At 58.6% G+C, this 14,491-nt stretch carries 11 protein-coding genes; 10 read left to right on the top strand and 1 reads right to left on the bottom strand.

Annotated features, from left to right (window positions below):
* The first annotated feature begins 26 nt into the window (after positions 1 to 26).
* From secA to KGZ66_10620, 10 genes are all read left to right on the top strand, one after another.
* A complete protein-coding gene (gene secA, locus KGZ66_10575; GenBank protein MBS3986028.1) occupies positions 27 to 2,675 on the top strand; it encodes a preprotein translocase subunit SecA in 2,649 nt (882 codons plus the stop codon).
* A gap of 18 nt (positions 2,676 to 2,693) precedes the next feature.
* A protein-coding gene (gene prfB / locus KGZ66_10580) for a peptide chain release factor 2 (GenBank protein ID MBS3986029.1) occupies positions 2,694 to 3,819 on the top strand; the annotation gives its coding sequence in 2 pieces (ribosomal slippage) (positions 2,694 to 2,768 and positions 2,770 to 3,819; 1,125 coding nt in all).
* A gap of 64 nt (positions 3,820 to 3,883) precedes the next feature.
* A complete protein-coding gene (locus KGZ66_10585; protein ID MBS3986030.1) occupies positions 3,884 to 4,573 on the top strand; it encodes a DUF2993 domain-containing protein in 690 nt (229 codons plus the stop codon).
* A 307-nt stretch (positions 4,574 to 4,880) separates the two neighbouring features.
* Positions 4,881 to 6,776: a hypothetical protein gene (locus KGZ66_10590; protein MBS3986031.1), complete on the top strand. Its 1,896-nt coding sequence runs from the start codon at positions 4,881 to 4,883 to the stop codon at positions 6,774 to 6,776.
* On the top strand, positions 6,773 to 7,912 hold the full coding sequence (locus tag KGZ66_10595) for a glycosyltransferase family 4 protein (protein ID MBS3986032.1): 1,140 nt from the start codon (positions 6,773 to 6,775) through the stop codon (positions 7,910 to 7,912). Before KGZ66_10590 ends, KGZ66_10595 begins: the two co-directional genes overlap by 4 nt.
* A gap of 163 nt (positions 7,913 to 8,075) precedes the next feature.
* Positions 8,076 to 9,215, top strand: coding sequence for a glycosyltransferase (locus tag KGZ66_10600; protein MBS3986033.1), 1,140 nt, complete (start codon positions 8,076 to 8,078; stop codon positions 9,213 to 9,215).
* Positions 9,212 to 10,279, top strand: a complete 1,068-nt coding sequence (locus KGZ66_10605) for a polysaccharide pyruvyl transferase family protein (GenBank protein MBS3986034.1) — start codon at positions 9,212 to 9,214, stop codon at positions 10,277 to 10,279. The genes KGZ66_10600 and KGZ66_10605 overlap by 4 nt, the downstream gene beginning before the upstream one ends.
* Positions 10,263 to 10,985 (top strand): WecB/TagA/CpsF family glycosyltransferase, encoded by a 723-nt coding sequence (locus KGZ66_10610; protein MBS3986035.1) that lies wholly within the window; start codon positions 10,263 to 10,265, stop codon positions 10,983 to 10,985. The genes KGZ66_10605 and KGZ66_10610 overlap by 17 nt, the downstream gene beginning before the upstream one ends.
* 32 nt (positions 10,986 to 11,017) lie before the next feature.
* On the top strand, positions 11,018 to 11,803 hold the full coding sequence (locus KGZ66_10615; protein MBS3986036.1) for a transketolase: 786 nt from the start codon (positions 11,018 to 11,020) through the stop codon (positions 11,801 to 11,803).
* Positions 11,793 to 12,737 (top strand): transketolase family protein, encoded by a 945-nt coding sequence (locus tag KGZ66_10620; protein ID MBS3986037.1) that lies wholly within the window; start codon positions 11,793 to 11,795, stop codon positions 12,735 to 12,737. The genes KGZ66_10615 and KGZ66_10620 overlap by 11 nt, the downstream gene beginning before the upstream one ends.
* A gap of 11 nt (positions 12,738 to 12,748) precedes the next feature.
* Here KGZ66_10620 and KGZ66_10625 read toward each other — a convergent pair whose 3' ends face one another.
* Complete coding sequence (locus tag KGZ66_10625; GenBank protein MBS3986038.1) at positions 12,749 to 14,371, bottom strand: ribonuclease J; 1,623 nt, start codon at positions 14,369 to 14,371, stop codon at positions 12,749 to 12,751.
* Positions 14,372 to 14,491: the final 120 nt, after the last annotated feature.

A 14,491-nucleotide genomic window follows, 5' to 3' on the forward strand; every position in this document is an offset into this window, starting at 1 on the left:
CTTCTTTTGTTAAAGGGGGGCCTTTAGTGCTCAAGCTTATTAAGGACCTATTTGATTCGAACGCGCGCGAGATTAAGCGCCTGCAACAGATAGTAGACAGCATTAACATTCTCGAACCCGAGTATGTCAAACTAAGCGACGAAGCCTTGCGCGGCACGACGGCGCGCCTGCGCGAGCGCTTAGCTAACGGCAGCACACTCAACGACTTGCTCCCGGATGCGTTCGCTGCCGTGCGTGAAGCCAGCAAGCGCACTATCGGGCAGCGCCATTTTGACGTGCAACTCCTTGGCGGCATGGTGCTCCACAGCGGGCGCATCGCCGAAATGAAGACAGGCGAAGGCAAAACCCTCGTGGCTACGCTCGCCGCTTACCTCAACGCCCTCCCCGGGCACGGCGTACACGTTGTAACGGTAAACGACTACCTCGCCCGCTTTCACAGCGAGTGGATGGGCCAAATCTACCGCTTTTTAGGCTTGGAAGTAGGTCTGATTGTCCACGGTCTTTCCTTTGCCGAGCGGCGCTCCGCCTATGCGGCCGATATTACCTATGGCACCAACAACGAGTTTGGCTTCGACTACCTGCGCGACAACATGGTCGCCGAGCCAAGCCAAATGGTGCAGCGCAAGCTCTTCTACGCCATCGTGGACGAAGTAGACAGCATTCTCATTGACGAGGCGCGCACGCCCCTTATTATCTCCGGTCAATCCGAGGACTCTACCGACCTTTACTACCGCTTTGCCAAACTCGTGGCCTCCTTTCGCCCGGACGTAGACTACACCGTCGACGAAAAGCTAAAGACCGTCGCCGCCACCGAAGTCGGCGTGCACAAGGCCGAGCGAGCCCTAGGGGTAGAGAACCTCTACGACAACACCAATCTTACGTTGCAACACCACTTAAACCAGGCTATCCGCGCGAAGGCCTTAATGAAGCTAGACCGCGACTACGTCAACCAAAACGGCGAGATTATTATCGTCGACGAGTTTACGGGCCGCCTGATGCACGGGCGACGTTACAGTGCGGGACTACACCAGGCCATTGAGGCCAAGGAAGGCGTCAAAATCGAAAAAGAGAGCCAGACGCTCGCGAGTATCACCTTCCAGAACTACTTTCGCATGTACGAAAAGCTAGCCGGCATGACCGGTACCGCCGTAACCGAGGAAGAAGAGTTTCGCCATATCTACAAAATGGACGTCGTGGTGCTACCGACTCACCGGCCCATGGTTCGCCAAGACCTGGCCGACGTCATCTTTAAGACGGAGCGAGCCAAATACGCTGCCGTCGTCGAAGATATCGCCAAGCGCCACGCCACCGGTCAGCCGATGCTCGTCGGCACCGTGTCCATCGAAAAGTCCGAGCACTTAAGCGGCCTCCTCAAGAAGCGGGGCATACCGCACCAGGTACTTAACGCCAAGCACCACGCGCGCGAGGCCGAAATAGTAGCCCAGGCTGGGCGCTACCGCGCCGTCACCATTGCCACGAACATGGCCGGACGCGGTACCGACATTCTGCTGGGCGGCAACGCCGAGTTTTTGGCCCGCCACGCTTTAGTGACCGAGGGAGTACAGCCTGAGGAGCTGTTTGCGCTCAGCTTGCGCCACGACGACGAAGCTTTAGCTCTTAAAGAGCGCTACCGGGCGGAGCTCGCGAAGTGGCGCCAAATAACCGAGGCGGAAAACGCCAAAGTACTGGCCGCAGGTGGCTTGCACGTCATCGGCACGGAGCGCCATGAGTCGCGTCGCATAGACAACCAGCTGCGCGGCCGCTCCGGCCGCCAAGGCGACATCGGCAGCTCGCAGTTCTACCTCTCGCTAGGAGACGACCTCATGCGCCTCTTTGGCGGCGAAATGATATCCACACTTATGGATAAGCTGCGCGTCGAAGAAGACATGCCGCTTGAGCACGGCATGCTTAGCGGGGCTATCGAACGGGCGCAAAAGCGCGTCGAGGGGCGCAACTTCGATTTGCGCAAGCACGTGCTCGAATACGACGACGTCTTAAACAAGCAGCGCGAAGTAATCTACCGCCAGCGCCGCGAAGCACTCACCGGTGAGTTGACGGGCGTAGCGGAGGGTATGCTGGATGAAATCGTGGAGCGCACCGTAGACGGCTATATCCCGGATAAGACGTATCCCGAAGAGTGGGACGTAGCTGGGCTTAAGGCCGCTCTCCTGGAGATAGTGCCCTTGCCGAACGTCGACGCAGAGACGTGGCGACAGTTTACCAAGCAGGGCTTAGCCGAAGAGCTTAAGGAACTTGCGCGCGGCGCGCTCGCGGCGCGAGCAGAGCATGTGGGGCTCGACATTTGGCATGACTTAAAGCGCGTGATCATCCTGCGCATGGTCGACACTAAATGGATGTCCCACCTCGATAACATGGACGAGTTGCGGCAGGGGATTGGCCTGCGGGCCTACGGGCAAAAAGACCCCTTGGTCGAATACAAGCTAGAAGCTTTCGACATGTTTACGCAAATGATTGAAGAGATAAAAGCGGACGTAGTGCGTTACCTTTTCCGTGTGCAGGTAGTGTCCGAACCGCGTCCGGCACCCGCCGTAAGGGTTCAGCCTGCGCAGCGGCCTAGCGGTAAAGCGGCCGAGTCGGGGGCTATCGGCCGCAACGACCCTTGTCCCTGCGGGAGCGGAAAGAAATACAAGAAGTGCTGCGGCCGCGACGCCTAGCCACAAGGAGGAGCACGCGTGTTAAATACTGTGGAACTGCGGCAACTAGCGGAACGACTCCAAGTTAAATGCCAAGAACTCCGGGGGTCTCTTTGACCTCGAAGTAAAGCAGGAGCGCATAGCAGCACTAGAAGCACAAATGCTCGCGCCGGATTTTTGGCAGTCGCAGAGCGCAGCGCAAGCCGTACTCTCGCGCCTGTCGTCCTTGCGCGGCGAGGTCGATAACTACGCGGCACTCGCGCGCGAAGCGGATGATTTAACCGAGCTCATTGCTTTGGCCGAGGAGTTAAGTGACGAGGAGGCACTAAACGAGGCAGCGCGGCGCCTGCCGCAAGCTTTAGAGCGTGCCTCGCAGCTTGAACTCAGCCTTCTCCTCGCGGGCCCCTACGACAGCCATAACGCCATCCTAGAGCTTCACCCCGGCGCAGGCGGTGTCGACTCGCAGGATTGGGCGGCTATGCTCATGCGCATGTATATACGCTACTGCGAGCGCGCCGGGTTCAACGTGGAAGTGCTCGACTATCTTGCGGGGGAAGAAGCGGGCTTAAAGAGCGTGTCCCTCTTGGTAAAGGGCGACATGGCGTATGGATACCTGCAGGCCGAACGCGGCGTACACCGCTTAGTGCGGCTATCTCCTTTTGATGCCGCCAACCGCCGCCACACTTCTTTTGCCTCGGTCTCGGTCTTGCCGGAGATACCGGAGGACACCGAGGTGGAAATCGACTTAGAAGACCTGCGCGTCGACACTTACCGCGCCAGCGGCGCCGGCGGGCAAAACGTCAACAAGACCGATTCGGCCGTGCGCATTACCCACGTGCCGACCGGGATTGTGGTGCAGTGCCAGAACGAGCGCTCGCAGCTTAACAATAAGTCTACGGCCATGAGGATGCTAAGAAGCAAGCTTGTGGAGCTGAAGTTGCGTGCCCAGCAGCAAGAAATCGACCGCCTGCGCGGCGACGCCGGCGAAATTGCCTGGGGCAACCAAATCAGGAGCTACGTCTTTCACCCCTATAATATGGTGAAAGACCATCGCACTAACACCGAGACCGGTAACGTCGGCGCGGTGATGGACGGCGCGCTCGACATGTTTATTGCGAGCTTCCTGCGTTGGCAGGCCGAGCGCAACCGCAGCGTCAAGGAATAATAAAGGGATTCCCCGCTCTCTGTGGAATATTCACGCAATGAACCTAAAGTCAGGGGGGAGTCGCGTGAAAAAAGTCGCTATAGTATTGTCTGTACTGCTGATTCTGTTGGTGCTGGCGGAGGTGTCGGCACCGCGCCTGATTGCGCGCGGGTTGGAGCTAGGGTTGCGGCGCACTTTAGGCACCGATGTAGAGATTAAGTTAGACGCATATCCTTCGCTGCGGCTATTGCTTGGCCATTTCGAAGAGCTTAGCGTAGTAGCCCGCGGCGTCAACCTTGGCGGCTTAACCGTCGAGGAGTACACCTTAGCGGCAGAGCAGGTCACGGTAAACCTGCGCGAGCTCTTGGCGCGGCGTGAGCTCAGGTTTGTCAATCAAGGGCGCCTTACCGTGCAGGTAACCGTGGCAGAAGGCGAATTAAGCAGCTTCCTGCGGGAGAAAATGCCCGCACTCAAGGACTGGCGCGTGCAGATTAACGCCGGCAACGCGGTAGTTATCGGCAAGATTCCCCTACAGGCATTCGACCTTGACGTGCGCGTGCACGGCAAGTTCCAGGCCCTAGGGAAAGAGAAAATCGCTTTTGTGCCGGAACGCGCAGAGGTGCAAGGCGTTGAGCTTCCCGCCGCACTTGTGCAGGCTTTGCTGCAGGACGCTCAGTTCTACATCGACCTTAAAGCCGCGCCTATGCCGCTTGAGCTCATAGATGTTAAAATGGAACCCGGCAGACTTATCGTCCGCGCCCGCGTGCTCGACTGAAGCAAAAGGCGAAGCAAAAGGGACGGAGCTTTTTGCTTCACAAACAGGTGAGTGCCGGGAGGGTTCCTAGCTCCTAGCTGCTGGCTGGTTTACAGGAAGAACCGTCAGACGGTGCGAAAAGCCTTGATTTTGTGTAGGGACGTGCCTATGGCACGTCCGCGGACGTGCGAAACGCACGTCCCTACAACACCTTTGTCGCCTGCTGGTTTCTATCAGCAAGGGTTCGCCAGGTTTTCGCACACCCTACCGTCCCTTTTGGGTCTGGTAGCTGGACAGCCCCCCAAACTAGACTAGGTGGTGTACTTTTTTGCGGAAAGTCGTGAGCCTAATCGCGCTCCTTGCCATAGTGGCCACGGGGCTAATCCTTGTGGAGCGACACCAAGTCGAAAGCGAAAATCGGCAAGTGGCGCTGTTTATGGACGGCACCGAGCTCTTGTTCCGCTCCCGTCTGACAGGCCTCGACCTGCAGGCTTACCTGCACGAGCTCAAGGCAGCTGGCCTCTACGGGGTGGCGAGCCACGTCGTGGCTCTGCGGGATATGGTGCCGCTAGGCGACATTGACATTCACGCGGCCGGGGCCGAAGCCCGCGCCGCTGCCGATGAGTTAGGGCTTAGGTGGCCTAATCCCACCCAAACTCTGCTCCACGTGAAGCGCCCCGAGCTGGTCGCCCCCCTTATCGCCTTGGTCGAGCGCTTGTCAGGCGATAGGCTGGAGACGACTGTGTTTGGCCATGTGATATACACAGAAGTCCCCTACGAGCGCCTGCGCCGCGCCTCACTTGGCTTCCCCAAAGACTTGATGGCTGCGGTCCGTGCGGCCGGTCTTACTTTCCTGCCCGTGTTCTCTCCTTTTTCGGGCAGCACCGCCGCCGAGTTCGCAGCTTTTCTTGATACCGGCGAATTTGCCGGCGTAATGTTTACCGGCAACCGCATTGCCGAAAACCTTGCGGGTAGCGACTTGCTCAGCGAAGTAATAGCACGGCGTGGGCTTACTTTCTATTGGTTGCAGCGCGCCGACACACTTAGGAGCTATGTGCCGCTTGAGGGTGTAGAAGACGTTCTCACCCCAACCACGCCCATTGTGCGTGCCTACCGCATTTCGCGCGCCGAGACTAACAACCCGGCCGTCACGCCGGAAAACATGACGGCGCGGTGGATAAACTCGATTACCGACTATAACGTCCGCGCCATCTACATGCGGCCGTTCTTCCGCGAACCGGACATCGCCTACAACACCCACTACACACGCTACTTGGTCGCGGCCGTAGAGCGCCTAGGCTTAACGCTAGGCTCGGCCACGGGGTTCCGCAGATTTTTCCCGCATCCTTTGCTGCAGGCCGGAGTAGGTCTTGGAATTGGGTTGTTGTGCTATCTGTTGGCACTAAAGGCCAAAATCCCGCGCGTCTTGGCAAATCTCGGGCTTGTTGGTGTCGCGCTTTTGCAGATTGGCCTTTTTACGCCGTGGGCGCTTTGGGTAAGGCTTGGGCTTGGGCTTATCGGTGCGGTAGCCGCAAGTTTTGCCGCACTGGCATTCTTTCGCGATTGGAAGTGCCCGTGGCAAGGCTTCTTCCTGATTAACTTAACGACCACGCTTCTAGCCTTGCTGGTGGCCAGCTACCTCAGCGACTGGGAGTTTATCAAGGAGTTCCATTATTTTCGCGGCGTGAAGGTGCAATACTCGCTGCCGATAGTGCTTTTTGCCGCTATGCTGTGGTTGCCGCGCCTCCGTCAACTGCCGCAGGAAATACTGGCCGAGATTCGCCGCTTTGGCCTGTGGAAGTCTTTAGCCGCAGTGCTCTTCCTCGGGGTGGTCTTCTACATCTACCTGCGTCGCTCCGGCCACGCGCACGCCATAGGGCAGTTTGAGCTAAACTTGCGCTTCTGGCTAGATGAAGTCTTGGTGGCACGCCCGCGCTTTAAAGAAATGCTAGTGCACCCGGTGCTGCTGGTGGTTTTGTACTATCGCCAACGCCTGCCTCGCCTGATTATGGAGGGAGGCCTAGTGGCTTCCGTAATTGCACAAGTCTCCATTGTCAATAGCTTTATGCACCTGCGCACGCCGCTGGCCATCTCTCTGTTGCGCGTTTTTCACGGGTTGTGGCTGGGCACACTACTTGGACTAATGGCCCTAGGTGGAGTAGCCCTGCTGTGGAAGGGATATGAGGCCTATGTTGCGGGTGCGTGGAGGGCGGGCAAGCGATGAAGGTGTTGCATATTAACGGCGGCGGGGATACAGGTGGGGGCAAAAGCCACCTGCTTGCTCTGTTGCCGGAGCTCTGTAAACACGGCACCGAAGCAGAGCTTGCGGTCTTCTCTGACGGTTTGTTGGCAGAGGAGGCAGCCGCGCTCCGCGTGTCGGTCCATTGCCTTGGCGTTAAGCACATGATGTCGTTGACTCTGCTTAGGCGCCTCCGCCGCCTGCTCCTCACGCTCAAACCAGATATAGTACACACGCACGGCGGCCGGGCAAACTTCTATGGGCGTTTGGCCGCGCGGCTAGCCGGTATCCCGCTCGTGGTCACCACGGTGCATAGCCACATTGATCTAGACTACGCGGCGCTCTTGCCTAACCTGTGGTTTTCCTCTGTCGACAAACTTACGCGGCCTTTAGCTGACCACTTTATTGCGGTCTCGCACGAGCTACGCACCACCCTGATTAGGCAGGGGATAGCGGGAGAGCGCATCAGCGTAGTGCACAATGGCATACCTGACGTATCGGTATTGCCGCTCAAACTACAGGATGTGTTCGGGCTTACACCCGGTCCCGTGCTTTGCGCCGTGGGGCGATTGGTGCCCGTCAAACGCTTTGATATCTTGCTCAGGTCCATGCAGAGCGTACTGGCGCGTGTGCCGGAGTGCAAGCTTGTTATAGTCGGCGATGGACCACTAGAAGCGGAACTTAAGCACATGGCGGCAGAGCTTAACATCTCCCGCGCGGTAGTCTTTGCGGGCTATCGGCGCAATGCTAGAGCAATTATGGCCGGGGCAGATGTATTCGTCCTTTCTTCCGATATGGAGGGCCTGCCGATCGTTCTCCTGGAAGCACTTGCAGCCAAGGTGCCCATCGTCGCTACGGCCGTCGGCGGCATCCCGGAGATAATCGTGCCGCAGACCACCGGTCTTCTCGTCCCACCGCGTGACCCAGACAAACTCGCTGACGCAATAGTCCTCTCCCTACTCAATAGCGAGGCCTCCGCCTTGCGCGTAGAGGCAGGACATGCCTGGTTCAGCGCCCACGCCACCGCCCACGTCATGGCCGCAAAAACTGCCGCCGTCTACGCGCAGCTGAAGCAAAAGGGACGGAGCTTTTTGCTTCACGGGCAGGATGAGGGTTGCTAGCTCCTAGCTGCTGGATGTTGGCAGAGTAGACCCCGTGCTCCGTGCTTCGTGCTTCGTGCTTAGTAGAACGGCGGAGCGCGGGGCGTCGTGTAACTACATGAAACAAAAAGAACCGTCCCTTTTGTTTTCAGCTCATAGCTCAATGCTCACAGGAGGTGCCGCCTTGCCTAAGCTGCCAGTTCGCACCATCGTGCTGTTTAGTGCCGTGCCTTGGGACGGCGTATTTGCACGCCCGCAGCAGCTTGCGCGCGGCTTTGTCGCTAATGGGGCGCGCGTCCTCTTTGTAGAGCCGAGCGCGAGTTTGCTTGCTCCGCTAAAGCGGCGGGAGTTGGCCAAGCATCCGTTTGGCAGTTCGCCGCGCTTTACCGAGGATGCCTTAGCCGTAGTTACCCCGCCGCTAGCGTTGCCGGGAGGGTACGCCGCCCGCGCCGTGAACAAGCTGAACCAAGCCTATCTCGCACGGTTCCTCCGGCGAGCGCTGCGTGAACTTGGGTGGCGTCCTACCGCAGTGTTGACACACCTGCCCGGCACGGCGGACTTCCCCGCACCGTGGCCGCTTGCCTACGACTGTGTGGATGACCACGCCGCCTTTGCCGAGCTGTCGCCCCTGTGGCGGCGTGAGACTGTGCTGGCGATGGAGCAGGACCTCTTGCGGCGCGCGCGCTGCGTATATGCTTCCGCTGACGCTTTGGTTAAGCACTGTCAGAGGGTGCGGCCTGATACGCGGTATGTCGGAAACGGAGCGGCAGTCGCGCACTTTGCCACGGCTGCGAAGGGCAAAACCGGCGCAAGCGGATTGGCAGGCCCGGTGATTGGCTTCTACGGCGGCCTCGGACCCTGGGTTGACGTCTCTTTAGTGTGCGAGGCGGCATTACTTGCGCCCGACCTAAGCTTTTTGCTGATTGGCCCCATCGAACTAGGTCTCCCGTGGCCTAAGCTTCCACCTAACGTGCACCACCGCGGCTTGACCCCTTACAGAGAATTGCCGCGCTACCTTGCCGACTTTGATGTGGCGCTGATCCCGTTCAAAGACACGCCGGTGACACAAAGTGTAAATCCTATCAAGCTGTACGAGTACTTTGCCGCCGGGAAGCCGGTGCTGGTTACTTCTTTGCCTGAGCTGACGCGTTGGGAGGGCCTAGTCTACCCATTCTCGACAGCAGAAGAGCTGATACGCAGAGCGCGTGCTGCCCTAACAGAAGAACCGACGCTCGCGGCCAAGCGCCAGGCAGTCGCAGCGCAGCATACCTGGGAAGCAAAAGTCAGGGAGATGGAAGACTTAATGCGGGTGCATGGCATGTGAGTAGAGTTTACATAATGGGTTTTGTCGGAGCGGGCAACGCCGGAGACGAAGCCATCCTCGCGGGGACGCTTTATCTACTTAGACAGCGCGGCGTTACGGATATCGGCGTGTTTTCGTGGAACCCCGGTGAAACTGAGCGCGTACACGGCGTAGCAGCCTACCCTGTACTGCCCGGACTTGCCGGGATTAAATCGTTTGCCGCAGTGCTTAGACGGGGCGACCTGCTGCTTCTCGGCGGTGGAAGCTTACTGCAAGACGGCGAGCCGCGCATAGTCCCTTTTTGGTTAGCGCGCGCTGTAGCCGCCAAAGCGAAGGGTTGCACGGTGGTGTTTCACGCCCAAGGCATCGGTCCGCTGCGTAGCCCCCTATCGCAGGCCATGGTGCGTGTGCTAGTGCCGCTCGCCGCTGACCTTGTCACTACGCGCGACGTAGACTCGCAAAGGCTTGTCCGCTACGCCCGCCCACACTTAGTAGCCGACCCAGCCCTCGCTCTGCCACCGCTGCTAGTGCCCAAACAGCCTAACCTAGCGGTCGTGGCGCTGCGCAAAAGCCGCGGGCGTGCGGCACAAGAACAAGCGCTGTCCCAAGCCTTAAATCGCGTCGCCGCGCAACATGGGCTGCGCTATGCCTTCCTCCCCATGCATCTTCCCGACGATATCCCCCTAGCCGAAGATTTCGCCCGCCGCTGCCAAGGCACGGTAATAAGCTATAACTCCCTAGAGGAGCTCCGCGCGAGCTTAGCGGCCGCGCGAATTGTAATCGCCATGCGCCTACACGGCGCGATATTGGCGGCAGGTGTCGGCACACCCGTCGTGGGGCTAGCCTACGACCCAAAGGTGCGAGCGTTCTTTCGCGGCTTAGGGCGAGAGAACGATGTCCTGCCGTGGGGGGACAGTTTCCGAGACGACATGCTGGTAACGGCAATCGATGCGCTTGCGGCTCTAGGCTGGGCGCCCACTGCCGCGACGGACGCGGCACTCAGGCAGATGAGCGCTAGGGCGGCGCTGGCGGTAGATTTGGCACTGTCGTGCTGGAGGGGTGAACGCGATGAACTCAGGCGTTGATGTGCTAGGCTTTAAGATAGCGCCACTCACACTGACAGCGGCGGTAACACAGGTAGAGAACCTGATAGCGCACCGCCGCGGCCAGATTGTGACGGCTAACGCCGAAATTCTTTATGCGGCCGCAACAGACCAAGCGCTAGGCGAGGTAGTCCACCAGGCCGAGCTGGTAATAGCCGACGGCATGGGGGTGGTGTTAGCCGCGCGCTTAACGCGGCAAGAACTGCCGGAACGAGTGAGCGGCTATGACCTTTTGCACGCCCTGTGCCAAAGCGCCGCCGCGCGTGCCCTCTCTGTCTATCTTCTGGGCGGGGAGCCTAGCGTCGCGGAGGCCGCGGCCGCACGCCTAAAAGAACTTTATCCTAGTCTGACGGTGGCCGGCACTCACCACGGCTACTTCGCCGATAACGAGAGCGAAGCCGTCATTTCTGCGCTTAAGTCCGCACGCCCAGACTTCCTGTTCGTAGCACTAGGCCTGCGGGGCGAGCACTGGATCTACAACTACAAAGCCCAGCTCCCCTGTCCGGCTATGCAGGTAGGGGGCAGTTTTGATATACTCGCAGGCAGGGCGGTGCGCGCGCCGCGCTGGATGCAGCGAAGCGGCCTGGAATGGGCCTATCGGGTCTATAAAGAGCCCAAACGACTGAGGCGCATTTTTGCCCTGCCGTTGTTCGTCCTGAAGGTTTTGTTTAGAGGAGTGATCGCGTGAACACGGTTCTTCTGCGCGAAAAAGCGCAGCTTATGCGCAGGCTAATTATGCTGAGCACCGCCAGCGCCGGCTCAGGCCACCCCGGCGGCTCGTTGTCTTTGGCCGAAATCATGAGTTACCTATACTTTTTCCAAGCCAAACTCCACCCCACCGACCCGCATTGGCCGGAGCGCGACCGCATCATCTTAAGCAAAGGCCATGCCGCGCCGGTACTTTATGCGGCCTTAGCCTGCCGCGGCTACATCAGCGAGGAAGAAACGCTAACGCTCCGGAAGCTAGGCTCACGCCTGCAGGGACACCCCGATATGCGCAAGCTCCCCGGTGTAGAAATGTCCACCGGCTCGCTCGGCCAGGGCCTATCGATAGCGAACGGCTTAGCCTTAGGGCTACGGCTGCAGGGACTGACAAACAAGGTGTATGTTGTACTAGGCGACGGAGAGCTACAGGAAGGCCAAGTGTGGGAGGCCGCCATGACTGCCGCGCACTATCGACTCAGCAATCTAACGGCCATCGTCGATTACAACGGGCTGCAAATCGACGGCCATACCTCAGCCGTAAAGCGAGTAGAGCCGCTTGCGGATAAGTGGCAAAGCTTCGGCTGGCAGACAGTTACCGTCGACGGCCATTCGTTTACCGACCTTTACCGCGGCTTCCATGCCGAGCGCGACAACTGCCCGCTCGTCGTCATTGCCCGCACAATCAAGGGCAAAGGCGTAGACTACATGGAAGGCGTAGCCGACTGGCACGGTAAAGCGCCGACGATGGAGCAGGCAGAGCAGTATATACGTACAAGCGGAGGTGCCACAGATGTCGGCTAAACCGGAAGCGACGCGGGATGCGTACGGACGCGCCCTCATAACCCTTGGAGAAACCCGCCCCGATGTAGTGGTGCTTGATGCCGACCTCTCCAAGTCTACCAAGACGGCTAGTTTCGCGGCGAAGTACCCAGACCGCTTTTTTAACGTAGGCATCGCCGAGGCCGACCTCATGGGCACGGCCTGCGGTTTGGCTTTGGCTGGGCTTAAGCCCTTTGCCAGCACCTTCGCTATATTTGCCACCGGTCGCGCCTACGACCAAGTACGCAACAGCGTCACTTACGCGAGCCTCCCGGTAGTCATTGCTGCCACTCACGCCGGACTCACCGTAGGGCCCGACGGCGGTTCACACCAGTCAATAGAAGACATTGCGCTGATGCGCGTCCTGCCGGGAATGCAGGTATGGGTGCCGGCGGATGGCGAAGAAGCCTACCAGATGATTTTAGCAGCTGCCGAAGTTACCGCCGGGCCGGTGTATGTGCGCTTAGGACGCCAACCCGTGCCGCGCGTTGTGCCCGCAGGCTATGTCTTTACACCGGGGAAGGCCTGCGTTCTAGGTGACGCTGCCCCGGTAGCCATTATTGCCTGCGGGGTAATGGTGGAGGCGTCGCTGCAAGCGGCTCTGCTCCTTAAGCAGCGCGGCATAAATTGCCAAGTCGTCAATATGAGCAGCATAAAGCCACTAGACACAGCTACGCTCGCGTCAGTGGCCCAAAATAGTGAACTTATCGTTACGGTAGAAGAACACCTGGTAGCCGGGGGACTAGGGAGCGCCTGCGCAGAGTCGCTAGCCGCCGCCAAGTCCCGCCCGCCGCTAGTCATGGTAGGTGTGAAAGACCGCTTCGGCCAATCCGGCGAACCGCAGGAGCTTCTTGCCGCTTACGAACTAACGGCCGAGCATATCGCCGCACGCATAGAGAGAGCACTGTCTCGCTAGGCAAGCGTACGTTAATTCCTGTTTGCTTCTAATAGTACCGGCAGAATCATCGGACGACGCCGGGTTTTTTCGTACAGAAAATTCGCCAGCGGCTCGCGGATGGCCGAGCGCAGCGCGACCCAATCTGTATGCTCCTGCAGCGCTTTGTGCAGGGCGACGCTGACGTTGAGCTCGGCTTGACTAAGCAGGCCCTCCGACTCCTTCACATAGACGAACCCGCGCGAGATAATATCCGGCCCGGCGATAACCTTGCGCGCGCTGCGGTCGACTGTCGCCGCCACAACCATTACGCCGTCCGCGGCTAGCTGCTGGCGGTCACGCAGCACGACGTTGCCGACATCGCCTACGCCTATGCCGTCTACCAGCACCGACCCTGCCGGGACGCTGCCGACTACCCGCGCCGAGTCCTTGGTAAACTCCACCACTTGACCATTTTCGACACTTAGGACGGCAGAAGGGTCGTAACCCATAAGCTGGGCCAAGTCGCTAAAGGCAGCCTGATGCCGATATTCGCCGTGGCAAGGCACCATAAACTTGGGACGGGTCATGTTAATGAGGATTTTTAGTTCTTCGCGGCTGGCATGCCCGGAGACATGCACGTCGGCGATGCCTTGATAGATAACGCGCGCCCCTGCCTTAGACAAGCTGTCGATTACTTTGCTTACCAGCTTTTCGTTGCCGGGCACCGGTGTAGACGAAAATATCACCGTGTCTCCCGGCACAATGTTAATGCGCGGATGCGAGCCGCTGGCCATACGGGTAAGCCCCGACAAAGGCTCCCCTTGGCTGCCGGTGGAGACGATTACGGTGCGGTCGGCAGCTAAACTCTCGAGTTCTTCAATCTCAATGTAAGCGGAGTCGGGGTAGCTAAGATACCCTAGCTCCGTTGCTGTTTCTACGTTGCTAATCATGCTGCGCCCGACTACGGCTACCTTGCGCCGATAGCGCACGGCTGTATCGAATACCTGCTGCACGCGGTGAATGTTGCTAGCGAAGGTAGCCACAATGATTCTGCCTTTAGCCTTGGCGAAAATGTCTTCGAAGACTTTGCCCACGTCTCGCTCCGACTTAGTGTAGCCCGGGCGATGAGCGTTAGTGGAATCGGACAGCATGCCAAGCACACCTTCGTTGCCGAGCCGCGTCAGCGTAAAGTAGTCGGTAACTTTGCCGTCCACGGGAGTTTGGTCAAGCTTAAAGTCGCCGGTATGGAGGATTGTTCCTACCGGCGTTTTTATGGCGAGCCCGAGGCTGTCCGGAATGCTGTGGTTGACATGGAAGCAGGTAATCTGGAAGCCGCCGATGCGCACGTCCTCACCGGCATGCACTTCGCGCAGCACAGCGTCAATGTTGTGCTCGTCGAGTTTAATTTTCAGCAAGCCAATCGTAAGGCGCGTGCCATACACAGGCACCGGCAGCTGCTTTAAGACATAAGGCAAGGCACCGATGTGGTCCTCATGCCCGTGCGTGAGAAAGATAGCCTTTACTTTAGCTTGGTTCTCCAAGAGGTAAGTGATATTAGGGATAACATAGTCGACACCAAACATTTCGTCTTCGGGGAATTTGAGGCCGGCGTCGATAACCACAATCTCGTCGCCGTACTGATAGACGTACATGTTTTTGCCTATCTCGCCCATGCCTCCAAGGGGAATTAAAAGTAGCTTATCAGACACAGTTGAATCAACCTTTCTCGGAAATTGCCGTTAAATTACAGCACGAAAAAACAGGAATTGAGGGGAGATTTGTCGAAAGCGTCA

The organism is Selenomonadales bacterium (assembly GCA_018335585.1).
Lineage (GTDB): Bacteria > Bacillota > UBA994 > UBA994 > UBA994 > UBA994.

What these genes read in the sequence shown, in the direction of transcription:
- KGZ66_10610 (MBS3986035.1), top strand. Translation starts at nt 10,263, where the DNA reads ATGAACTCAGGCGTTGATGTGCTAGGCTTTAAGATAGCGCCACTCACA.
- KGZ66_10615 (MBS3986036.1), top strand. Translation starts at nt 11,018, where the DNA reads ATGCGCAGGCTAATTATGCTGAGCACCGCCAGCGCCGGCTCAGGCCAC.
- KGZ66_10620 (MBS3986037.1), top strand. Translation starts at nt 11,793, where the DNA reads ATGTCGGCTAAACCGGAAGCGACGCGGGATGCGTACGGACGCGCCCTC.
- KGZ66_10595 (MBS3986032.1), top strand. Translation starts at nt 6,773, where the DNA reads ATGAAGGTGTTGCATATTAACGGCGGCGGGGATACAGGTGGGGGCAAA.
- KGZ66_10625 (MBS3986038.1), bottom strand. Translation starts at nt 14,371, where the DNA reads ATGGGCGAGATAGGCAAAAACATGTACGTCTATCAGTACGGCGACGAG.